This window comes from Pelobacter propionicus DSM 2379 (assembly GCF_000015045.1).
GTDB classification, from domain to species: Bacteria; Desulfobacterota; Desulfuromonadia; order Geobacterales; family Pseudopelobacteraceae; genus Pseudopelobacter; species Pseudopelobacter propionicus.
In genome coordinates this window covers 249,672-272,051 of record NC_008609.1, presented here as the reverse complement: position 1 = coordinate 272,051, position 22,380 = coordinate 249,672, and the positions used below count along the sequence as shown (strand labels likewise).

Annotated in this window: 24 protein-coding genes and 1 pseudogene; 22 read left to right on the top strand and 3 right to left on the bottom strand. The window is 51.1% G+C overall.

Features of this window, described 5'->3' with window-relative positions:
- Positions 1 to 16 precede the first annotated feature (16 nt).
- Together PPRO_RS19985 and PPRO_RS21705 are read left to right on the top strand one after the other, a co-directional pair.
- Positions 17 to 1,771 (top strand): recombinase family protein, encoded by a 1,755-nt coding sequence (locus PPRO_RS19985; RefSeq protein WP_083761164.1) that lies wholly within the window; start codon positions 17 to 19, stop codon positions 1,769 to 1,771.
- Positions 1,755 to 1,913, top strand: a pseudogene (locus PPRO_RS21705) (ATP-binding protein); the annotation flags it as partial. The gene PPRO_RS19985 and the pseudogene PPRO_RS21705, both read left to right, overlap by 17 nt.
- Here the strand turns inward: PPRO_RS21705 and PPRO_RS01315 are convergent.
- Together PPRO_RS01315 and PPRO_RS01310 are read right to left on the bottom strand one after the other, a co-directional pair.
- Positions 1,879 to 3,381 carry a recombinase family protein gene (locus tag PPRO_RS01315; protein ID WP_011734222.1) on the bottom strand — a complete coding sequence of 501 codons (1,503 nt, stop codon included), beginning with the start codon at positions 3,379 to 3,381 and terminating at the stop codon, positions 1,879 to 1,881. The pseudogene PPRO_RS21705 and the gene PPRO_RS01315 sit on opposite strands and share 35 nt — an antisense overlap.
- 13 nt (positions 3,382 to 3,394) lie before the next feature.
- Positions 3,395 to 4,087 carry a LexA family transcriptional regulator gene (locus PPRO_RS01310; RefSeq protein WP_157039908.1) on the bottom strand — a complete coding sequence of 231 codons (693 nt, stop codon included), beginning with the start codon at positions 4,085 to 4,087 and terminating at the stop codon, positions 3,395 to 3,397.
- Positions 4,088 to 4,117: 30 nt separating this feature from the next.
- On the opposite strand from PPRO_RS01310, the gene PPRO_RS20710 reads away from it, so the two are divergent.
- The 10 genes from PPRO_RS20710 (at position 4,118) to PPRO_RS01265 (ending at position 11,206) form a co-directional block, all read left to right on the top strand.
- Positions 4,118 to 4,312: a helix-turn-helix domain-containing protein gene (locus PPRO_RS20710; RefSeq protein ID WP_157039906.1), complete on the top strand. Its 195-nt coding sequence runs from the start codon at positions 4,118 to 4,120 to the stop codon at positions 4,310 to 4,312.
- Between the two features lie 289 nt (positions 4,313 to 4,601).
- A complete protein-coding gene (gene trfA / locus PPRO_RS01305) occupies positions 4,602 to 5,429 on the top strand; it encodes a plasmid replication initiator TrfA (RefSeq protein ID WP_011734220.1) in 828 nt (275 codons plus the stop codon).
- 263 nt (positions 5,430 to 5,692) lie between these two features.
- A complete protein-coding gene (locus PPRO_RS01300; protein WP_041532074.1) occupies positions 5,693 to 6,022 on the top strand; it encodes a hypothetical protein in 330 nt (109 codons plus the stop codon).
- Between the two features lie 147 nt (positions 6,023 to 6,169).
- Positions 6,170 to 6,814, top strand: a complete 645-nt coding sequence (locus tag PPRO_RS01295) for a sigma-70 RNA polymerase sigma factor region 4 domain-containing protein (protein ID WP_011734218.1) — start codon at positions 6,170 to 6,172, stop codon at positions 6,812 to 6,814.
- A 54-nt stretch (positions 6,815 to 6,868) separates the two neighbouring features.
- Positions 6,869 to 7,330: a hypothetical protein gene (locus tag PPRO_RS01290; protein WP_011734217.1), complete on the top strand. Its 462-nt coding sequence runs from the start codon at positions 6,869 to 6,871 to the stop codon at positions 7,328 to 7,330.
- A gap of 88 nt (positions 7,331 to 7,418) precedes the next feature.
- Complete coding sequence (locus PPRO_RS01285) at positions 7,419 to 8,015, top strand: hypothetical protein (RefSeq protein ID WP_011734216.1); 597 nt, start codon at positions 7,419 to 7,421, stop codon at positions 8,013 to 8,015.
- A 216-nt stretch (positions 8,016 to 8,231) separates the two neighbouring features.
- A complete protein-coding gene (locus PPRO_RS01280) occupies positions 8,232 to 9,113 on the top strand; it encodes a ParM/StbA family protein (RefSeq protein WP_011734215.1) in 882 nt (293 codons plus the stop codon).
- 9 nt (positions 9,114 to 9,122) lie between these two features.
- Positions 9,123 to 9,443 carry a hypothetical protein gene (locus PPRO_RS01275; protein WP_041532073.1) on the top strand — a complete coding sequence of 107 codons (321 nt, stop codon included), beginning with the start codon at positions 9,123 to 9,125 and terminating at the stop codon, positions 9,441 to 9,443.
- Between the two features lie 142 nt (positions 9,444 to 9,585).
- The gene (locus tag PPRO_RS01270) at positions 9,586 to 9,924 is read left to right on the top strand and encodes a helix-turn-helix transcriptional regulator (RefSeq protein WP_011734213.1); all 339 of its coding nucleotides are present in this window, start codon (positions 9,586 to 9,588) and stop codon (positions 9,922 to 9,924) included.
- Positions 9,914 to 11,206: a type II toxin-antitoxin system HipA family toxin gene (locus tag PPRO_RS01265; RefSeq protein ID WP_011734212.1), complete on the top strand. Its 1,293-nt coding sequence runs from the start codon at positions 9,914 to 9,916 to the stop codon at positions 11,204 to 11,206. The genes PPRO_RS01270 and PPRO_RS01265 overlap by 11 nt, the downstream gene beginning before the upstream one ends.
- A gap of 72 nt (positions 11,207 to 11,278) precedes the next feature.
- Here PPRO_RS01265 and PPRO_RS01260 read toward each other — a convergent pair whose 3' ends face one another.
- The gene (locus PPRO_RS01260; RefSeq protein WP_198138315.1) at positions 11,279 to 12,550 is read right to left on the bottom strand and encodes an ATP-binding protein; all 1,272 of its coding nucleotides are present in this window, start codon (positions 12,548 to 12,550) and stop codon (positions 11,279 to 11,281) included.
- A gap of 59 nt (positions 12,551 to 12,609) precedes the next feature.
- On the opposite strand from PPRO_RS01260, the gene PPRO_RS01255 reads away from it, so the two are divergent.
- The 10 genes from PPRO_RS01255 to PPRO_RS21140 are packed head-to-tail and all read left to right on the top strand — an operon-like array spanning position 12,610 to position 22,380.
- Positions 12,610 to 13,284 carry an OmpA family protein gene (locus PPRO_RS01255; protein ID WP_232286677.1) on the top strand — a complete coding sequence of 225 codons (675 nt, stop codon included), beginning with the start codon at positions 12,610 to 12,612 and terminating at the stop codon, positions 13,282 to 13,284.
- Positions 13,281 to 14,033, top strand: a complete 753-nt coding sequence (locus tag PPRO_RS01250) for a DsbC family protein (protein ID WP_011734209.1) — start codon at positions 13,281 to 13,283, stop codon at positions 14,031 to 14,033. The genes PPRO_RS01255 and PPRO_RS01250 overlap by 4 nt, the downstream gene beginning before the upstream one ends.
- 54 nt (positions 14,034 to 14,087) lie before the next feature.
- Positions 14,088 to 14,387, top strand: coding sequence for a hypothetical protein (locus PPRO_RS01245; protein WP_011734208.1), 300 nt, complete (start codon positions 14,088 to 14,090; stop codon positions 14,385 to 14,387).
- Positions 14,388 to 14,445: 58 nt separating this feature from the next.
- Positions 14,446 to 14,712 carry a type IV conjugative transfer system protein TraL gene (locus tag PPRO_RS01240; protein ID WP_011734207.1) on the top strand — a complete coding sequence of 89 codons (267 nt, stop codon included), beginning with the start codon at positions 14,446 to 14,448 and terminating at the stop codon, positions 14,710 to 14,712.
- 22 nt (positions 14,713 to 14,734) lie between these two features.
- Positions 14,735 to 15,313: a type IV conjugative transfer system protein TraE gene (locus PPRO_RS01235; RefSeq protein ID WP_011734206.1), complete on the top strand. Its 579-nt coding sequence runs from the start codon at positions 14,735 to 14,737 to the stop codon at positions 15,311 to 15,313.
- Between the two features lie 8 nt (positions 15,314 to 15,321).
- On the top strand, positions 15,322 to 16,260 hold the full coding sequence (locus PPRO_RS01230; RefSeq protein ID WP_232286676.1) for a type-F conjugative transfer system secretin TraK: 939 nt from the start codon (positions 15,322 to 15,324) through the stop codon (positions 16,258 to 16,260).
- Positions 16,247 to 17,503 (top strand): TraB/VirB10 family protein, encoded by a 1,257-nt coding sequence (locus tag PPRO_RS01225; protein WP_011734204.1) that lies wholly within the window; start codon positions 16,247 to 16,249, stop codon positions 17,501 to 17,503. Before PPRO_RS01230 ends, PPRO_RS01225 begins: the two co-directional genes overlap by 14 nt.
- Positions 17,500 to 17,994 (top strand): type IV conjugative transfer system lipoprotein TraV, encoded by a 495-nt coding sequence (traV, locus tag PPRO_RS01220; RefSeq protein WP_157039905.1) that lies wholly within the window; start codon positions 17,500 to 17,502, stop codon positions 17,992 to 17,994. Before PPRO_RS01225 ends, traV begins: the two co-directional genes overlap by 4 nt.
- Positions 17,995 to 17,996: 2 nt before the next feature.
- A complete protein-coding gene (locus PPRO_RS01215) occupies positions 17,997 to 20,444 on the top strand; it encodes a TraC family protein (protein ID WP_011734202.1) in 2,448 nt (815 codons plus the stop codon).
- Positions 20,407 to 22,380, top strand: coding sequence for a hypothetical protein (locus PPRO_RS21140; RefSeq protein WP_011734201.1), 1,974 nt, complete (start codon positions 20,407 to 20,409; stop codon positions 22,378 to 22,380). The genes PPRO_RS01215 and PPRO_RS21140 overlap by 38 nt, the downstream gene beginning before the upstream one ends.

Here is a 22,380-nt window from a genome sequence, read left to right as displayed (position 1 = left end):
AATGAAATAAATAATCATGGGGGCAAAAATGAAGGTTGTTGGTTATTGCAGGGTGAGCACACAAGAACAAGCTGTCAACGGAACTTCAATTGAAACACAAAAGCTGCATATTCAAAATGAATGTAAAAAACTTGGTTATCAGCTTATTGAGATCTATATTGATGGCGGTGTTTCTGGTAATGATGGTAATCGCTTCGCTTTAAATAGACTTCTTGAAGACGCGAAGTTCAAAACATTCAATTGTGTCATGTTTACAAAACCAGACAGGTTAAGTAGAAATTTGGGATATTCAATAAATGTTGTTAAAAGCTTAGAACAACTCCAAGTCAAAATTCATTGTATTGAGCAACCTATAATAAACAAGCCCGGTCTGATGTTTAATATTTTGGGGTCTTTTGCAGAACATGAAAGAGACATGATAAAGGAGAGAACAGATTCTGGTAGAAAAGCTAAATGGAAATCAGAATCATCAGTTATCGGAAGTCTTCCTTTTGGGTACAAAAAAGTAAATGGTAAAGTTGAAATTGATGACCTAAATTCACTTATATACAATAGAATAGTAAATATGTATCTTAATCAAAACTATTCTATGAAAGATATAGCAGTTAAACTAACCGCAGAAGGTATTCCACTACCTGGAGCAAGCAACAATAAACACAGCAATTCATGGAGTTCAACAACAATTAGTGATATTCTGAAGAATGATTCTTATACTGGAATTACATATCAAAACAAATACGTATTTGAATCAAGAAAGAGCAAAAAAACCAATAAAAGCTACTATGCTGCTACTAATGTAGAAAAAGATAAGAGTGAATGGATAAAAAGAACATATCCAAAATTGATAGATCAAGATAGGTTTGATAAAATTCAAAAACGCATTTCACTTCAAAAAAAGAAACCCAAAAAACAGCATTCTGGCCTTAATGAACACTTTATGGCAGATAATACTTTGTACTGTGGCTATTGTGGAACAAGGCTCAGAAAACTTAAAACAAATGAAGGAAAACTAAAATATACTTGTCATTGGGCTTATACGACAAAAACTGATTTGTTTTTGAGTAATCGTAATAAATGTATCTTAAAACCAATTGATGCAAAAGAAGCTGACGATAGAATATTCGATGAAATCACAGAAATTATCTCAGATCCTGGACACTTTGCACAGGAATGGCTCAGAGATACAAACATTGATGAGCTTAGTGATAAAGTAAACAGGCTTAATAAAATAGAAAATAATCTTCGTAACGCTCTCCTTGACGGCTTTAGACTGGTTCAAGAATCAGATAATCCCGAAATTAAACAAATATATAAGGATGCTTTGCGTAATAAAGAACAAGAATTCTCAGAAGTGCAGAACAGCCTCAAAAATGCAAACAATGAATTATTTTTTGCTGTAAACAAAGTGAACCATCTCGCTGAATTTCAAAGTGCTTTAGAGGACGCTGCAAAGAGAGATAAGATTGGCATCTATTTTTCAGCAAAAGCGCAATTCAAAACGTTTTTATGCAATTTGCCATTTCAAGAGAAAAAGCGTATTGTTGGCGCTGTTGTCTCACCAGAAGATGGTGGCAAATATTTAGTTCGCCATCCTACTTTAAACGATATTGCAGACGATACTGATAGCATTCCGGAGGATGAACTTTACACTTCTCTTCCTGCAAAGGGTCATATACTTGATGGTATTTTTTCGATAGATCTGAACCGAATTCAATCCATCATAAGCAGCTTGAATTACATGGAGTTATTAAGTAGTGCTGTTCCTGGATGAACTTCCCGAATTCAAAAAGAACGTGCTGGAAGTGCTGCGCCAGCCGCTGGAGGATGGCCGCGTGACCATCTCCCGCTCGCTGATATCCCTGACCTATCCGGCCCGGGTCATGCTGGTGGCGGCCATGAACCCCTGGAGATGTGTGAACCTTTCTCTACTGGCGCGAACGAAGGGATATAAAAGAAGACAAAATGGAGGGAATCCTCGCCGACATCAATCCGCTCGACGAGTTCTTTCACGACTTGCTGCCTAGCCTCGTAGCTCAACGACGACCACAATGATGCCAGTGTGGTCGCCCTCTCGATCACATACGATTTTCCTATCTCGTTGGTCTTGATGAAATCGATCTCTGCTTGCAATCGCGGGATTTCTTGGATGATGTTATTAAGCTTGGTCTTGACCGGATCGTACCTTTCCTTGAATCCATTGTGGTCGATGACCTGTTTGCCATAAAGGTCAATCAGAACATCAATCTTACCATTCACTTCCTTCTGCTCTTTCTTCAGCAGATCCAACCGTTCCTGTTTCTCCTGGAGATCTTTCTCCAAGTCCTCATTGGAACCAAGCTGTTCTGGTGCAACAATAATCCCTCTCAAAGCCTTCTGAAAATTCTCTTCAATGATGTCCTCGTTGATTCTCATCCTGCATTTCTTGCAGGCGTAACGAGGAATTTTCATCGATGGATACGGAGCTACGTACAGCTTCTCGCCGCATTGGCATTTGAGAATTCCTGAAAACAGAAATCTACCAACCTTGGGGACGGACTTGAAGGACGTGTATCGCCTGGCTGTTTCCTCGAATATCTTGTTCGCTGCATCCCAGTCTTCTTCTGACACAAGAGGCTGTACGTTGGTGTAGACCCAATCTTTCTCGGGCTTCAGTACCCAATTTTTCTTGTTGCCAAGGCTCTTTGCGTAATTGGCCCGTCGTATCCCTTTGTAGACGGTGTCTGATAATAGGCGCTTGAGTGATGTAGGCTTGTAAACCTTCTTGCTACGCGAATATAGGCCCTCTTCTTTGAGTTGGTTACAGGTGGTGAGCAATTTGCCAGTCTCAAGAAAAATCTCGTATGCTCGTTTAACGATAGGAGCTTCATCAGGGTTCGGGATGAGTTTGCCTTCCACCCAGTGATAACCGAACGGGCCTTTGCCACCGGTATTTTTTCCCAGTTTCGCTCTGACAGGAATCGATGCCGCAACACGAGCTGATATTTCTTCCCGTTCCCATTGAGCCAAAGCTCCAATGACGGTATAGAGAAGTCGACCGGCAGGCGATGAAGTGTCGATACTCTCTTCAAGGCTGACGAGCGCCGCATCGTGTTTCTGGAAGTAATCAGATATTTCGAGGAGTTGTTTGGTATTGCGGGCAAGACGGGCAAGCTTTGAGAAAATTATGGCCTGTATTCGACCGGAAGCCACATCGGCCAACATTCTTTTGGCCTCGGAGTTTTCCAACACATCCTTGCCGGACACCCCGGAGAGATCATAGAGGTCAACTACATTCCATCTCTTGAGTTCTGCATACATTCTGGCCCGGGCTTCATGATTCTTTGGTGATTCTCCCCGTGCCTGGTCTTCTGTTGATACCCGAATCCATATTCCGACGTTCATCCTGCAATCCTACCTAAATCAGACCGCCGGCCCATACTACCCTACCGACGATTATTAGATTCAACGCGTCCTCGCCATGAATAATTTCAGCCTCGTAAAGAGGATTGTCACTACGGATCACCACTGAGCCATCGTATTTCTTTTGAAGACGTTTTACGAGCAGGGCATCCCCATATTGAACAACGTAAATCGCTCCATCCTCGACACGAGATGTCCTGGTGTCCACCAGAATAAGGTCGCCATTACTCAAAGTCGGTTCCATGCTGTCGCCTTGGACTGAAATGAGTACTAGGAAATCCCGCGGAATTCCCAACGCATTCTTTACCCATTCCGCCTTGAAATACAGATGATCCACAATCTGCTCGCTGTGGATGATCGCTCCACCACCGGCACTGGCCCTCACCTCGTATCGGGGCACCTTGATGTAGCCGTCCTCTTCGGAGACCAAACCGTTATCTCGACAAATTGTCGGAAGAGAACTGCCATCCGAGAACAACCACTGCAAATTGATGTTCTTCCGAATGCACAATTTGATGATTTTCTCGTACGGGACAGTCCCCCGTTTTTTCCAGGTGCCAAGCAACCTTGGGTCGCTTTCAAGCGCTTTTGCTACCTCAGTATCGTTCTTCAATCCGAGAGCAGTTTTCAGCTTTTCGATGATGCTCTCGATCAAAATTTCATCAATAAGCTGATTCTTGCTTGACATAATTTTCATCTCCATGCAACAATAGTCATCATGATGAAGAATTCGCTTAAAATTAAGATCCTGATGATGCAAAAAGGAATATCAGGATCACATATCGCCGAAAAAGCAGGTGTGCATCGTACCGCCGTCTACCACGTAATCAGCGGGAGAGCAAAATCACAACGTCTGCAGAGGCTAATTGCCCAGGAACTTGGATGGTCTTTCGAAGCGCTTTGGTCCGGCTGAATCATGCTTCGTTAGCAAGTTATTTCCCATAGGCAACATGATGCCATCTATTCATCATTTATAGCATACGTATTTCATATTTTCATCAAAATGTTTAGCTAATCTTCTATTTGCTGTGGGTAGCCATTGAAAGTGACTTTCGAGTACAAAAAAACACCTGACCCGAATGCCAGGTTTGAGCGCCTGATGGACATCATCAGACGGGATCTGGAACGCCAGGCTTTTGTACGTGAAACTGGGCTGAGCAGAGTCAAGCCGGCACCACCTCTTTGCACCATGGAGGTGGCCATTGCAACATAACACGATGCTCCCAACTGACGATTACAGCAGTTCAGAGTCCTTCGAACAAATCCTCCAGAGCATTGCGGCCAGACCTAAATTCCTTCCTGAATGGCCGGAAACCCAGCGAGCAATGCCCAACGAGATATTACGATCAGCACTATTCAACTGTCGCAACCGCAATCAGGCTCGTCAATTCCTCAAAGACGCAGAAATCGCAATGATCGGTGACGGCCAGGTCATCTATCGTGGAGAAGAACTGCGACAGGATGATGAACTGGTTTGGTTACACCTTATGCATCTTGCCAAAAAGGTCTCGCTCGGTTCCTGCGTGTGTTTCACCCCCTACTCCTTCGTCAAGATGCTCGCATGGCCAATCAAGGGTCAGAGCTATGAACGTCTTCGAACTTGTCTCAGCCGAATGCAGGCAACAGCCATCCGTTTTCAATCGAAGCGGATTGGAAGCTTTGTCAGTGTCTCACTGATCCTCAAGTTCAGATCTAGAAACGATGCGAATGAGAATCTGCCTCGCTGGGAAGTCTGGGTCGGTGAAGAGATGCGCCTTCTCTTCGACGAGGAATTCTTGACGAGGATGAACTGGGAGACCAGGAGATCCCTGCCTGACGGTATCGCATCCAAGCTGTACGGTTATTGGTCGAGCCACCGGAAACCTTTTCCTGTCAAGACAGAAACACTTGTCAAACTTTGCGGGTCAGGGATGGCGCTGCGTCATTTCCGAATAGAGCTGAAGAAGGCTCTCGATGTTCTGGTCAGTGTCGGTTTTCTCGACTCTTGGCATGTTCAGGAAGATCTGGTGACCGTCACACGGAAGTATTGACCTATGACTTATCGAGTATTGACCTTTGACCGACGAACTACTGACCTTAGACCGGCAACGTATTGACCTTTGCCCTACAGGTACTGACTTTTGACCGGCACAACCATTGACTTTAGACCGGCAGGGCTATTGACCTTAGACCGCATGACGCCGTTTAAATTCACGTTACAGAACGGAGAATTAGCGAGTTTTCCACAACCCCCTAACCTTCTTTTAACCTTTTATAACCAATAGGGGCTGAAAATATCGTCAAGGAGGATTCCATGAATTGCCCTGTTCCTGATGACGCCGTGACAATCGTCATAGCTTATTTACGACAGCAAGGACTCACCGTCATTCATACCGGCAATGCCTACCACCTGACTGAAGGCATGCCTAACATCAATGTCGTCATCAAGGCATTCCGTGATCAGGCAATCAGCATTGCTGAAGACGGCACCATTCATCTTTTTGGAATCTACCTTCCGTCTGGATGGGACACCGTGAGAATCAGGAGAAAGGTCGAAGATCACCTTCGGAAGATCTCCTCCACGGAAGAAATTATCCGTATTGCTTCATGTCTGGGAGTGAAACTTTCTGAAACCGTAAAGTGACCCGGGAGCGGTGGATCTCTGGTCGTAGTACGACAACCAAATAGAACAGATTCAATCTGGCACGGCCAGGCACTTCAATGTGCTGGCAAAGCCGGTCAACGGAGAAAACTTCCGTGGCCGGCTTTTTTTGTTTTGAGCGGAGGTCACATGGATTTCTTCAAGGCAATGCAATGGGTGCAAGAGAACGAACCCACTATCAATAGCAAGATCAGGCAGTACCGAAAATTCACTCCCTATGAAATGTGCGACTTCCTGCAAGAGGCATATGAAGCAGCTCTGGTTGCTGTCCTCCGCAGTCAGGAGAAGAACATTCCGTTCGAGGCTGCATTCTGGACCACATTCCGGAACAAGATCAGTGTTCTGACTCCCGACCCTAACTTCACGCATGGCTCGAATTCGATACCCTCGCATATCTGTTGTGGCGACATCGATTCGATCGAACAGACGAGTCACAGGTGTGATGAAGGCGCTGACATCGAGGCGATCTTCGAGGCCATTTCACACCACTTGACGAAACGGGAAAGAGAAACCCTGTCTTTCTCCCTGGGGGTAGCGGAACAAGGGAAACTAACAACCCACGAGATCGCTGATCTTTACGGCTGCTCTGACTTTAATGTCCGAGACACTCTGAAAAGGGCGTTCAGACGAATAAAACAACTCGCAGACAACGGAACCATCGTCGTTGACCGCATGAGGCTCGTGACACAACAGCACCAGGAAATAATGTCTGGCTGTGAAGCCATACATGACTTCAAGCAGTTGGGTTACTCGGCAAGAAGCCCGCCTTCATGATGAGGCACTTCATGTCCATAGCAACCGATTATTACATCCCGAAAAGGAGCCATTATGGAACTCAACACTGCAATTACAAAGTTCAAGCCATTATCCCAGAAGGTGCTCAGGCGCCTTGCTGATGACAGCATCATCGAATTCCCGCTTACGGACAGCGACCAGATGCTTCTCTCTGGTCTCTGCCGAATCTGGACAGACGAATGGTACGTTGCCCAGATGAATAAAACCTTCAAGCCGGACAAGAGGGCAGTCATGCTGGCTTTTCCCAATTTCGGAAAAATTGAACGCTACATTCTTAGCAACTATCTCAATCTCAAACCTGGGGCAAAACTTCGGTCTAGAGATATGGCCAACCGCATCCGGCAACACTTCAAGGTCGAGTATCCGCAATTTAAAATTCACCGAGTTCGACAGGCGGCTTACAACCTTCGTCGTTATTCTCGTTCCGGAAGCCGTAAACATACCTTGATCCAGTTGGCCATATTGGAGGGGAGCCACGATAATTTTTGGACATAAACATCTGTCAGAGTCGACACATAAACATTTCTATAAGAACTTGTTCTTGTAGAAATGTTGTTACCACGCTGACCAGGGAGATTGGAGCATGAGAATAGAAAATCTTGAAGAGAAATTGAATTCACGCATCGTAGAGGCATATATCTCCGGTCTCAGCGTGATCGAGATAACCAGGGTCCTCAACAAAAGCAGCGCCGAGCATATCCATAACCTGCTCAGAGATACCGGCCACATCGATACCCTCAAAAAAGAAGGTTTACGGCGTTCGTACGGAATCGACGATAAGTGGGAAACCGCACTGCGGAAAAAGGGGTATTCCTTTCCTCGCTGGTGCGCGGGGTGGGGTTTTGATCCAGTGAAGTCTGCACAAGAGCTGGCTTTAGGAGAACGGGGCGATGTCCATGAAGCGCTCAAGAGGGACTTCCCCATCGTGTACTCGCGGATGTTTGGCGAAGTGCCGCCTCATAGGAAGCCGACGATCAGAATTCATGACCCCCATCCATCGGTAACGATCATGTGGCATCCTGACCGCAATGCCTACGTTGCCGAGATGATCGGGGACCCGACCATCAATGCCGCAGGTATTGATCTGGAGCATGCCCTGCAACGCTTTCTTGCTTCGATCCGGTATGATGAACATATCAAACGGCTGGATCTGATTATTGCCCAGAAACAATCCAGTTAGATTCTCTGGAGGGGGGCGCTCACTGCTCAATGGCGTTGGCAATATAGGTTGCTTTTTGGGATAACAATTAACATCCCAAAGTGTTCCCAATTTAGACGGATTCCAAATAATCCCCAAAATATTCTCCCAAATAGCCTCCTAAACCTTCCCCCCTACAAGATTATCGATGTAGGGGGCTTTTTCTTTCCCCAATAAGTCACCATCAAGGAGGCATGTATGGGAGTGTTCGTTTGCGATCTGGGGTTTTCATCGGCTAAGTGGATGTACGAAGAGCGTAAGGGGAGGATCATCTCTGCCTTTAGGTATGACGGAGATAATCTGCTAGTGGGAGAGGAGGCCCTCCTGTCATCCGGTTCGTCCTACCTGAAAACGATGGAAGAACTTGTGAGGTTCTATCCCGAGTTTGTCGGCCACTGTGTCAAGGCAGCCAAGGTTGAAGGTTTGATCTCTCTTGCGGTCGGCCTGCCATATTCCTATTGGCAGGATCAGAATAAACCCGGCGGAGCGGTTCCGTCCCTTGGAAAAGCATTGACCGGAGCGCTCATCACAGACGTTGCCGTATTCCCGCAAGGACTTGGCGGTCTCAGAGACTACCTGGATAATGTCGAGGAGCGTCCCGAAGGAAATGTCCTGGGGATAGACATTGGTTTCAACACCATCATCTTTACGCTCTTCTCGCCGCAGAAGAAGCAGATCATCTACGGAAAGACTCTCAACAAACGAGGTGTTCACCAGATGGCTACCAGCTATCTGCTGCCACGGATAAAAGACCTGGCACCTTCAGGCACATTCACCCCGGTGGAGATTGCCTTCCTGATCGAGAAAGGCTATCTGCAATACGGTTTCGATCGGCATGATGTCCGAAAGGAAATAAACGAAGCCGGCATCGCATACATCGAGCACATCATCCGGGATGTTCAAGGAGAACTGCAGGCACATGTCGGCATGCACGCCGACTTTGACCGGGTGCTGCTGTTCGGTGGTGGCGCCGCACTGCTGAAAGGTGAATTCCCGGCAAAAAATATTGAGGTTATCGTTCTACCGGCTCCGGAATTTGCCAATGCCCGCGGTTTCCGTTCACTTGCTGGCGGGAAGTGAGTGTGCGCCATGGCCCAGTACACGCTCAAGATCAAAACCTACGACCCCGGCATTGTCTGCGCATTCGAGCGCCTTCGTAAAAGCCGCAAGCAGTCGGCATACACCCACGAGGCTCTCAAGTATTTTTTGGCATCAGAGCAAGGTGCCAGGGTAATGGAGCTCATGGTTCACGAAACATCGCCTGTTCCAACCATGCCCGAAAAAACCGAGGGACTGCAAAGAGATGTACCGCCGCAAGAACCATTAGTGCAGCCAGAGCGACCAGGTTACTCAACAGATAACATCGGAGAGGACTATTGTGCCTCCGTGCTGGGAAAGATATTGGATTGATTTACTGGCAATCCAAGAGAGACGTTCCGGCTTGTCGAGACAATGGCTGCCCAGGAAATTATTTTGACGCACCTTACAAATTTGGATACTATCGTGTTCACGAAGATATTACACGAATACGATAGTATCCATTTGGTGATTTATGGCCTCTCCTGTGAACCGCACATATCTCCGTCAGACCAGGGATGCAGCTGAACTGCTGGGCAAGCTCATCCGACTTGGCAGGAAAGAGCGCAAGATGACTGAGGAAGAGCTGTCCGGTCGGGCGGGTATTTCTAGAAGGACATTGCAGAAGATTGAGCGAGGCGATCCGAAGTGTGAGATCGGCCTGGTGTTCGAGGTCGCCAATCTGGTCGGGGTGAGCCTGTTCGGGGATGAGGGGAACGCAAACATCTCCAGGAATATAAGTCGGATTAACGATAAGCTGGCTCTTCTGCCGCAGCTGGTTCGCAGCACCGTGAAAGTAAACGATGAATTCTGAGTACAAGGAAATTTTTGTCTGGATCTGGCTCCCTGGAGAGACAGAGCCGGTGGTTGCCGGGAGGCTTACGGCCGCAGGGGCGACGTATGTCTTCAACTACGGCAGGAGCTACCTGCAACGCGACAACGCTATAGCGATTTACGACGCTGAACTTCCCCTGCGTCAGGGGCTGCTTCCTCTCCTGTCAGGACTTTCCATCCCTGGATGTCTGCGGGATGCGGCTCCTGATGCCTGGGGTCGCAGGGTAATACTCAACAAGAAATTCGGGAACAAAGCCTCCGGAATCGACCCGGCTGAACTCGACGAACTCAGTTACCTTATTGAGTCCGGGTCCGACCGTATTGGCGCCCTGGATTTCCAGCTGTCACCTACCGTATACGAACCTCGAAATGCTTCCGGCGCTCCCCTTGAGGAGCTGATCGAAGCCACCGAGCGTGTCGAGAAGGGTATCCCGCTGACGCCGGAACTTGCCCAGGCCCTTCAGCATGGCACTTCCATCGGCGGGGCACGTCCCAAGGCGCTCATACAAAGCGACAGCCGGAAATTCATTGCGAAATTCTCAACGTCCTCCGACCTCTACTCTGTCGTCAAGGCCGAATATGTTGCCATGAGGCTGGCCGAGTTGGCCGGTCTCAATGTCGCGCCGGTCTCGCTGGAACGCGCTGCCGGTAAAGACGTGCTGCTGGTCGAGCGTTTCGATCGGACGGCAACGGCCAACGGCTGGCAGCGCAAGAGCCTTGTCTCAGCGCTGACAATGCTGGCCCTGGATGAAATGATGGCCCGCTACGCAAGCTACGAGACGTTGGCCGAGCTTGTGCGGGCACGATTCACTTCCGCACCGGAAACGCTACGCGAACTGTTCTCGCGCATCGTGTTCAACATCCTGGTTGGCAATACCGACGATCATGCCCGTAATCATGCAGCATTCTGGGATGGGCATTTACTGACCCTGACGCCTGCATACGATATCTGTCCCCAGGCACGTCATGGGCAGATCGCTACCCAGGCAATGCTGGTCAAGGGTGACGATCGTTCCAGCAGGATTGCCACCTGTCTTGCTGCAGCCCCGCAGTTTCTTCTTTCAGAGGAGAACGCCGTCGAGATCATCGTCAAGCAGGTCGAATGCATTGAGCAGAATTGGCAGACAGTCTGTGAGGAAGCATCGATGACCGAAGTTGACCGGAATCTGCTCTGGGGGAACCAGATACTGAATCCATATGTCTTTGAAGAGTTGGAATCAGGCACTCTATTAGACCTCGCCACACGGTTCAGTCGAGGATGAAACTAAAAGCCGCAAACTTTTTACTGGAGTTTGCGGCTTTTCAACTCTGCTATTGATTGTAGGATGGTCAAATCAGATTAATAGCCACCGATAGAGGGGCACCACTCGGATCTTGATCCCATTCAGCTCAAATTCTTCCGAGCTATCGAGGGTAATTATCAATCCTTCCTGTAATCCGAATTCATTGCAGCACTCCGTAAGACCCTTGATTTCTCGATTTCTGGTCTTTTCATCACTCATTGTTACTGTGACCTGGATGGCTTCTGTCACGTCAGAGCCATGCTTGATGATGAAATCACATTCGAATTTGTCCTTGAAGAAGTAGACATCTTTTTCGCGCCGTTTCAGTTCCAGAAATACTGCCTGCTCCAGAGACTTGCCGGTATCATCGGAAAATTTGTAGTCAATGGCATTCAACAGACCGCTATCTATGGCATAAATCTTCTTCTCACCCAACTCCCGATCCACGAGCGAGTTGGTATGCTTCCTCAATAACTGCGCCATATAGATGTTCACGCAGGCTTCCAGATTGTCGTATAGCTGGGTTTTCCCTATCTTGAACCCTGATGACTTCAATTCGTTATAGATGTTATTGACCGAGATCTGCTTTGTGGCCGATGACAAGATCCTCTTCAAAAAGAATTTCAGTGCCGGCAGATTTTTGATCTCATATCGTTCGAGCAAGTCACGATAGATCATGACATTGAAGTATTCCTGTAGAACCCGATTACGCAAAGCGTCGTCATACCCGATTACCTCCGGGAAACCACCATTCTTCAAGTAGTCTGCCAAGTGATGGTTAATCTGAGCGATAGACTTCGTACTGTTGATATCCGGCACAACGTCCTTGAAGAAAAGGTATTCGCGGAACGATAGCGGAAACACCTCATAGCTGATCGTTCTACCACGAAGGCTGGTGGCAATCTCACTACTCAGGAAGCGGGCATTTGAGCCGGTTATGTAGATTTTTTTCGTTCCCTTGTCGTACACCCGCCGCACAAACTTATCCCAACCATCGATGTTCTGGATCTCATCAAAGAAAAAGTGACATCCCTCCACCTGTATATCGGGATAAAGCTCCTGGTAAGCCTGCAGCAGAAGATCAAGCTCCTCGGTTTTCAGATTAAGCCGCTCATCCTCAAAGTTGACGTACAGAATTCTATCCATCGGAACGCACTGTTTCAGGAGGTTCTCGATGAGATTAAACAGGTAGGAAGTTTTTCCGCTTCGCCGAACACCCACGAGCGTAATTATTTTCCCCGTGTTGGTAGGTACCTGCAATGTTCGACGCTTAAGCGCCGGCAGCGGTGAGAGATGGAAATCTCTTATGATCTGTTTTAGCAATATTTTCTTCATGACAAGGAAAAAATAGCAGAAATCTTCCTTTATTCAAGGAAAATGTTGTGCCTCGCGTATTCTCACCTTCCCCCCCTGAAGATAATCAATATGAAGATCAAATTTCCGGAGGGTACATGCCGGTAAAGCTCATGACCGCAGCATCGCTTGTTCTGGTTGTTCCGTTGTCGGCATTCGCAATGGACATTCGGCAACGTCCATTCTCGTATTCCTTTGATACCGCTGCTTCCCAAAGTGGGGACACCTTCGTTGTTTGCACCGAGTGCCCGGACAGCAAGCTGTCTCTGCTGCCCGCTGTTGCCAATGTAGCGGTGAGAATGAGCAGCCCAGTGGCGACTCAGCCAGCTTCAGCACCAATTGATGTCACGGCGGTTGCCCCCAATAAAGAACAGGTGGCAACAAAAAGACTTATCGGGACAGTTCATTTCCGGTTCGACAGTTCTTCGCTGTCCCATGCTGACCTGGGAGGACTGGACAAGCTATCAAAGGAGATTTTCGCTGGTTCGACAGTCGACCTGACCGGACACACCTGTACCATCGGTACAGACGACTACAACAAAAAACTGTCTTTCAGGAGGGCAGAGGCGGTTGCCACAGCGCTGAAGGCCAGGGGGGTGAACATCGGGACTATTGAAGGCAGAGGTAAATGCTGCCCTGCCTCGCAGGACAAACGACAGAACAGACGAGTGGAAATCATCGGAATTCGAAAGGAGGGGATGTGAAGACCGCAAACAACAAGAAACTTATGGTCGGCGGGCTGATGATGGTCATCATGACTGCGGCGGGTTTCTCTATGGCTAACGAAAATCTGAGAACGGAGAAAGATGCCCTGATGAAGACCTTTCCAAATTTGAAAATGGACGGCTTCAGGGAATCGCCGCTCAAAGGCCTATATGAGATCACCGCAGGCGACCAGGTGTTTTACTTCAGCCCTGAAGGATACCTGTTTTTTGGTGAATTATGGACCAAAGACGGCAAGAACCTGACAGCCGAGATGCGGGAGAAGGTTGCCACTGAACGAATCAACAGTCTCCCCCTTGATAAGGCCCTGAAAGTCGGCAATGGCCCGAAAAAGGTCATCGAGTTCACCGACCCCGACTGTCCCTATTGCCGCAAGGTGGACGGCTATCTTGCGAAGCGTACCGATGTGACGCGCTACATTTATTTCGTCCCGCTCCGCAGAATCCATCCTGACGCCGAAAAGAAGGCCCGTTACATCTTGTCCCAATCTGATCGGAACAAGGCATTCCATGATGTTTTTACCGGTCAACTGGACGGCAAACCGATTTCCATCGCCGAAGATGCGCAGCAACAGCAACTGGAGGAAATGGAGAAGATCGCTGCCGGGATTGGAATACGGGGAACACCGGCTCTCTGGATCGAAGGTGCTCACGTGAATGGTGCGGACATCCAACTGATATCCAGATTGCTTGACGAGGGAAAGGAGGTAAGCAAGCCACAATCGCACTGATTCAGTACCAAAGTCACTTCACACCACCACGTAACCAGCACAAAGGAGAACTGAATGCACAAACGGAAACTGCTTCTGATGACCATTGTCGCAATAATCGTGACTCTGGCGGCATCACATGCCATGGCACTCGTTGCCCCGGCAGCCGGTTCGTTCGGTTTCGAGGCCTACGACTTTTTCATCAACAAAATCCTCAAAGGTCCATTCGGAGCCATCGCTGGAATCCTGGCCATCATCACCGGTGTCGTCGTCATGATCCAGCAGAAGATGGTCCCGGCAGTCCTCTGCATCCTGGGAGGGGTGCTCGTCATTAACTCGGACAAGATCGTTACCTCGCTCGGGATGATCATCTGATCACAACAGGGGGGCGAAAGCCCCCCTAACCATCTTGTCTCAATGAACGGAGCCGATATTGACCCGCAAGTTTCCCCAATATCTGACCAAGCCGTTTCAGGTTCTCTGGTTCGAACCTGACGACTTGGCGGTCATGTCGGCCAGTTTCATCTTCGCCCAGCAGTTCGGAGGGTGGCTGTGGCTGACCATGATCATTATCCCGTGGGCATATGGCCGCTTCAAACGACAGTACCCACGAGGTTTCCTGCGGCATGTGCTCTACTTTATTGGCTTGGCGCCGATGAAAGGTTACCCACAGTTTTTCGAAAGAGATTTTCTGGAATGACCCCAACTGAGGGAGCAAAGAAGTGAACCTCGATCTATTCCTGCAGAAAAGTTCCAACATCTTTGCCGAGAACCGGTTACTCAAGTTCGTGGTGGTGGTCCTCGGCATCGCCGTAGCCATCAATACCGCCGGCTTGTTCATAGCCTTGAACAGCCAACGTGTCATCCTCGTTCCTCCGGCCATCAACTCGAAAATCTCGATTTCCGGTGACAAGGCCTCGGAGGAATACCTCAAGGAGTTCACACGCTACATCCTGAATCTGGCCCTGACCTACAACCCAGTCAATGCCCGGTCACAGTTCAGTGAACTGCTGGCCGTCTATGACCCGGCCGAATTCCAGGCAACCAGGAAAGAGCTGTACGAATTGGCTGACAAAATCGAAAACACCCAGGCCTCCAGCGCCTTTTATATCCATTCGATCATCAACGACACCGAGAAGAGGCGGCTCGAAGTTACTGGCACCAAGAAGACCTACATGGTGGATCAGAAGGCCGAAGATACCCAGAAGGTCTACCTCATCGAATACCGCTTTGAGAACGGGAAATTCATCCTGGTCCGCCTCTACGAGAAACCGGCTCAGGGTGACAACGGGGGGGCATGATGCGCGGAATGTTTGCATTACTGGTCGCATTGCTGGCACCGGCAGTGGCCCATTCTGCTGACCACGTGGGAATCGAGAAACAGAAGACCACCGTTGACACGTCTAACGAGAAACCGGCTGAAGGTGAATTCCCGACGGTGGTCTTACCTGAGGCAGCAACCGCCATTCGTCTGTCGAGTTCAGACATCAACCGCATTGCCTGCCCCAGCGAGATCAGTGAAGTGCTCACTTCAACCGAGAAGGGGATCACGGTCAAGATCACCGGCAAGGATGCATTTGTGAAGTTCAAGGTGGTGAAGAAAGGGGACAAGTTTTCCTACTCTTCGACACCGACTGAGTTTTATGTCGTCTGCGGTGACAAAGTCTTCAGCATGGTTGCCTTTCCCCAGAGGGTTCCTTCCCAGACGATCCGGCTTTCTTCCGGCCTGGAGAAGAAAATCAGGGAGAACCTCTCCCTGTATTCCGGTCTGCCCTTTGAGAAGAAAGTTCTCAAGGCCATCAGGGAGGTCTACACCGAGAATATCCCCGACTCTTACACCATCAACAAGCAGGAGAAGCGGTTCATTACGTTCAAGGAAATCCTGCTCACCCTCAAACGGACAGTGGATATCGAAGGGGAAGGCCTTCGAATCAAGGAGTACGAGGCTTCGCTACGCGGTGCAACCCCCGAGTTCAAGATGAACGAAAAGATGTTTCTAAGAGCAGCTCTGGCGGAAAACCCGATAGCGATTTCCCTGGAACGCCACATTTTACGGACAGGCGACTCATCGCGAATTTTTGTGGTGGAGCAGCGCGCCGAACGACAGGGCCCCCATAAACTGGCCGGCGACCTGCCGATGTTGGACCAGCCGCAACAGGGGCAGCCCGTTGCCAAACCCGGTCTTCAGAAAGATCCCCCCGTAAACCGCACCGAACAGGATGGCCAGGAGACTGATGATGAAAGATAAGCTTCTGGCGTACTGGAACGGACTTGGTGGCGGCAAACGTAAAAATCTCGTCTGGTGCCTTACCGGCAGCATTCTCGTTTTTGTATTCGCTGTTGGCTACTTTGCCATGAGCGGGGGGAAAGATCCCGCCATATCAATAAGCCCGAAGCAGGTCCCCCTGAACATCGAACCGAAGCTCCTGGAAAAATCCCAGTTTCTTGAGAGCCAGAAAGAGATAGCCAAACGGGACGACAAAGTTGCCGAACTCCAGAAAAAACTCGATGAAATTACCCGCGAAAAAAGGGGGGAAGTGCCGTCTGCTCCGGCAGCGCCTGATTCTCTTCCCTCCGTCACCGGACAACCGCAGGGCCAGACTCAGAAGGCCGGTTCCGGCAGAGCGGCACTATCAAAGCAGTCGCTGCCGCCTCCTCCACCCGTGCCACAAGGCAGTACAATTTTGCTGCCTCCACCACCTGCTGCGTCGCAGGGTATTCAGGCAGGGCAGATGCCGGATCCAGCCGAGACGGAACTTGGCAATATCTCCATAGTCTCGTCTCCCGTTTCCAGTAAATCCGCCAAGCATGACGCGGAAGATAAAAAAAAAGACGCCGGAACGGTCTCCGTCTATCTGCCCCCTTCCTTTATGGAGGCGACCCTGTTGAGTGGCTTGGACGCCCCCACCACTTCGGAAGCCAAAGGTAATCCGGTGCCGGTCCTGCTCAGGGTCAAGACTCCGGCGGTCCTGCCCAACAGCGTCAAGGCCAACCTCAAGGGATGCTTCGTCATCGCTGACGGCAAGGGGAACCTGGCCACCGAACGAGCCGAACTGCTGCTGGTCTCCCTGTCATGCCTCGACCGCAAGGGGCAGGCGGTGGTTGACCAGAAGGTCAAAGGGTTCGTCGTGGACGCAGACGGCAAGATCGGCCTGCGCGGTCGGGTCGTGGCCAAAATGGGCTCCATGATTGCCAGAAGCATGTTGGCCGGTTTTTTCGGCGGCGCCGGTGATGCCATCAAGGCGTCGGCCACCACCATGTCGGTAAGCCCACTGGGGACCACCCAGACGGTAGATCCAAAGGATATCGCCATGGCCGGTGCCGGAACTGGCCTGTCCAGCGGCTTCAAGGAGATCCAGAAATTCTACATGGAACTGGCCAAACAGACCATGCCGGTCATCGAGGTAGGAGCCACCAAGCCGGTGACGCTGGTCATCAGCGAGGGGATCAACCTGCAAATCAAAAGGATCGCCAAGGGAGGCTCGGAGTGAAGAAAGTCCTCGCCGTCATAGGAATGCTGGCAATGGGCGGTTGTACCCTGCTCAACCCCTATGAAAGCAGTTTCAGTTGCCCTGAAACCAGCAATGGCAAGTGTGTTTCGGTGCAAACCGCCTACAAGGAGTCGGCAGTTGGCCCTGGCAACCCAAATGATCCGGTTCCAGAGCATAAAGAAGACGATTGCGGTACCGACAACGCTGCTCCCGGGAGCTGTACCGATATCAAGAATACTCTGTCGCTGAACCCTCAAGCCAGGGAGAACGCCCCCTATTCTCGATACCAGTCGGCGCTGTTCGAAAAATTCAGTGGATTACTGAAAGAACCGGTCACACCGATCGTTGCCCCGCCAAAAACGATGCGTGTTCTGCTTCTGCCGTACACCGGGCAGGACAACGAATTCTATATGCTGCGCTACGTGTATTTTTTCGTGGATGAACCGCGCTGGCTGCTGGATGGCTCCGTCATGTCGGGCGAGGAGGAGTAGGAATGGGCGTTGTTTCAGCGTTACTTGGAAGCGGAGGAGGCGTCACCAGAAAGGAACTGCTCAGCCTTGTCGAGCGGGACAGATTCTCCGAGTATTTTCCCTGGATCGCCCATGATCCAAGGAAACAGATCTACCTCAACACCGACAATACCTTCGGGATGATGTGGGAGTGCGCTCCCCTGGCATTTGCGTGTGAGACTACCATCAGGACCCTTGAAGGTCTATTTCGCGTCAATCTGCCTGAAGGCTCGATCATGCAGTTCATTCTGCTGGCCGATCCCTTCGTGAAAAGGATGGTTGACACCTACACCGCCATGAAGACGCGAGACAGCAAACTGGTGAGGAGTGTCTCTGATAACGTGTCACGCTTCTTTCAGGAAGGAGCAGAAGGGCTTGACTGTCTGAACGGCATCCCGGTTCGAAACTTCCGGATGTTTTTCTGCGTCAAGTTCCCGGTCAAGAGCAGCCCGCACGTCAATCTCGAAGAGGTGTTCGGCACCATCCAGGAAGTATTGAAAGGCGCCGGCCTCTCGCCGGTCGCGGTCGAGCCTGGGCGGCTTCTGGACTGGCTGCGGCGCATGCTGAACGACGACCCATCCGCCAATGCCAGTCACTATGACGAACGCAATGTCATCCGCAAGCAGGTACTGCTCGGGACAAAGGTGGAGAAGAGGTTCTCGTCACTCAAATTCGGCTCTCGCCACTTCCGTTGTGTCACTCCCAAATCCTTTCCCCCTGATGGCGACCCGATCCAGACCAACCAGCTTTTCGGAGGGATCATGGGCATGGCGACCGACGCCGACCAGATTCGGACGCCATTTTTCTTCACGCTGAACATAGTCCTGCGCAACCAGAAGAACAGACTCCACACCAAATGCAATCTGGTCCTGCAGCAGCAGGGGGTCGGCAGCTTCGCCCCGTCGCTGGCCAGGAAGAAAGACGAATATCTCTGGGCGGTGGACGAACTGGAGAGGGGCACCAGGTTTTACCGGATCATCCCGATCATGTGGGTCTACGGCAGCGACGAGTGGCTGGTGAACGAGTCCGTAACCCGGGCCAAACGGGTCTGGGAGGGGCAAGGGTATGTCATGCAGGAAGACAAAGGGATTCTCCCCATCCTGTTCATCTCATCTCTTCCATTCGGGCTCTACGACCACGGCAGCAATATCGACACCCTCGACCGGGACCACATCATGCCGGTGGACAGCATCGCCGTCACCTTGCCGATCCAGGGTGATTTCTCGGGTCTCGGCAAGCCGGTCATGCTCTTTGCCGGGCGAAAAGGGAACCTGTTCGGTCTCGATATCTTCAACAAGGGGGTCAATAACCACAACGTCGTGGTCTGTGCTTCCAGCGGAGCGGGGAAAAGTTTCTTCACCAACTATCTGGTCTACAACTACTTCGCCATGAACTCCAGGATCAGGATCGTGGATATCGGCGGCTCCTACAAGAAGATGACCAAGCTGTTCGGAGCCCGTTATCTGGATTTCAGCGAGGATTCCCAGGTCTGTCTGAATCCCTTTACCACCATCATCGATCCCGAGTATGACATCCCGGTCATCGCCCCCATCGTCGCTCAGATGGTCTATTCCACCGGGAAGACCTTTCCCAGCGAAACCGAGATGACCCTCATCAAGCAGGCCGTGCGCTGGGCATGGCAGCAGGAGGGGAATGACGCCGGCATCGATACCGTCTACGAATACCTGGCCAATTTCGACCGCTACTCCTCAGAAGGAACGGAAATCAAAGAGGCTGCCTCCCGGTTGGCCTTCAACCTGGCCGATTTCAGGAGCGACGGTTCCTTTGGCCGTTTCTTCAACGGTAAAAGCAGCCTCGACATCTCCAACGACGAGTTCGTGGTTCTCGAACTGGAGCATCTCAAGTCCAGAAAAGAGCTGTTCCGGGTGGTCACCCTCCAGGTGATCAACGCCGTTACCCAGGATCTCTACCTTTCCGACAAGTCGGACCAGCGTCTGATCGTCTTTGACGAGGCGTGGCAATTCCTCGGGGAGAGTTCGACCCTGAAGGAGGTCATCGAGGAAGGGTACCGCCGGGCCCGGAAGTACTTCGGCAGCTTCACCATCATCACCCAGTCGGTGCTCGACATGAAACTCTTCGGCGGAGTCGGAGACGTGATCAGAAACAATTCCGCCTTCAAGTTCTTCCTGGAATCGTCGGACTTCGAAAAAGCCCTGGACGAGAAGCTTTTGGACTACGACGACTTCACCATGCGGATTCTCAAGTCCACCAAGAGCAACAAGCCCAAGTATTCGGAGATTTTTATGGATACCCCGTTCGGGGTGGGTGTCGGCAGGCTGGTGGTTGATCCTTTTTCCTACTACGTGTTCACGTCCGATGCGAGCGAGATCGCGCAGATCGAAGCAATGGTGGATGGCGGGATGAGTTACGAGGATGCGATCCGTGAGATGGTCAAGAAGTATCGCAGCTAGCCTGACTGTGGCCCAGATGCTCATAAGTTCCAATGCCCTGGCCGTCGACGGGAAGGCTGCCGGCCAGAGTGCCGGTCAGACGGCGCTCTCCCGATTCGGCAGCAAACAAGGTGTCAACAGCAACATTTCGTTGCCGATGACCGATCCAGCGAACCGCATGCGGACAATTAACGGCGCCACCAGCTTCCCGGCGACCCTGAACGCCCCCTCCTCGGCCAAATTCCTGGAAGTGCTGATCCAACCGTCGGGGGCCGGTGACCTGCAGCAGGTCATCGTCAGCCAGGACCTCAACACCGACGGCGCCATCGACAACGTCCACACCGTACCGGCCATCGTTTCCGGAGTCTGCGCCAACGGCTTCATCTCCTGCAATGCCGGCAGCTGGTCGAACTGCAAATACTACACGTGGGCCGCGGATTCCGATGGCCGGATTTCCGAAGTACCGGCCTTCATTACCGACCTGGGGGGCTGCTATTGCATCAACCAGAGCTGCGGCAGCAACCTGGTCTGGGTCAACAGCGCCATCGTGCTCAGGGATCTCGGCGGCGGCATCGTCAACGCCGTCCATACCAGTAATACCCAGTTCACCATCACCAACGTCGCCACCGACATCACCACCATCAGCTACTACGGGCAGGTGACCACCCAGGCGAACAACGCGGCGGCAAGCGTCCCGGCCCTCGCGTCATCACCAGCCGTTGCCACCCTGTCGGGCTATTACAGCAACTGGCCGCAACTGACGGCCGCCCGGGATTCCGCCGCCATCTCCCAGTCTTCCGATTCCGGCAGCTTGTATTATCTGATCTCCAACTCGGGAGCGGCACGGGAGGCCCAGGGAAAAGCGAGCGTGTGTACCATCGACAGGGCGGGATGGGTAAGTACGGCAGTCGAGAACATCGGCTTCAACGTCAGTTTCTATGCGGGGTATGACGAAGGCGGCAGCAAAGAGGAATGCTTCTGGGCCAAGGAGGACATGACATGCAGAGATGTGTGGTTTTCCGGAGGACAGGGGTGGCAGACATGCAAAGATACGACACTGGCGCATGCCGGCGGGATAGTTGAAGAGCTTCTGCCTGGATTGGTGCCTGAGGGTTTTTCCTGCGTCCGGGTTGATGTCGTATCGGTTGCCGATCCGGTCAGTCCTCACCCGGGCTGCTACGGCTCCGGTGAAAACATCACCCACGCCTTCTACAACGTCAACTGTCTCAGCAAGCTTCCCGATACCGGCTCCCGGATCGTGATCGAAGCTCCCCTCGTCCTGGGGAAACGGGACGACTATTCGGAAAAAATAACCGACGGTTGTGTTGCATTGGCCGCTGACCCCGATTGCGTACTGCAGTCGGAAGATGTTGACGGAGTCACGACCTACCGGAATTTCAATCCCACCGGCCTCACCCCTCTCCCCTCGTGCAAACCGTTCACCGGCCAGGTGGGAACGAACAAGGTCTGCCGGGACTGGTGGAAAAAGAAACGCACCTATGTCTGCGGCAGACAGCAGTTCGATTTCTCCAACGTGGCGACCCGTTTCGGGCAGGTGGTCTCCTCCGTGAGCGACAACACCTCGGACCTGTCTTTCCGGGATCCACGCCTCGGACCCCAGGGATGGTCTGTTGCCGATGGCAGCATCACCTTGCCGCAACGGGACCAGGTGGAGGAGTGCGAGGCTGCCTGCAAGACGCGCGTCGCCAAGACAGATACCCAGGCGACGACCAGTGGAACCGTAACCGATGTGCGTGTTCCGGCCAGTTCCTTCGACATCTATTACCGAACCTGTGGTAACGGAGCCTGCCCGCTTGGTCCCGGAGAGGAAATCGTCACCGATTGCCGGTGCATCAACGAATTTGCCGAATCCGCATCCGTGTTCCAGGTACTCAGACTGGCGGGAAAGGACTCCATCTGTTCCAGCGGCCTGAAACAGCCCGTGCAGTCGAGGTGA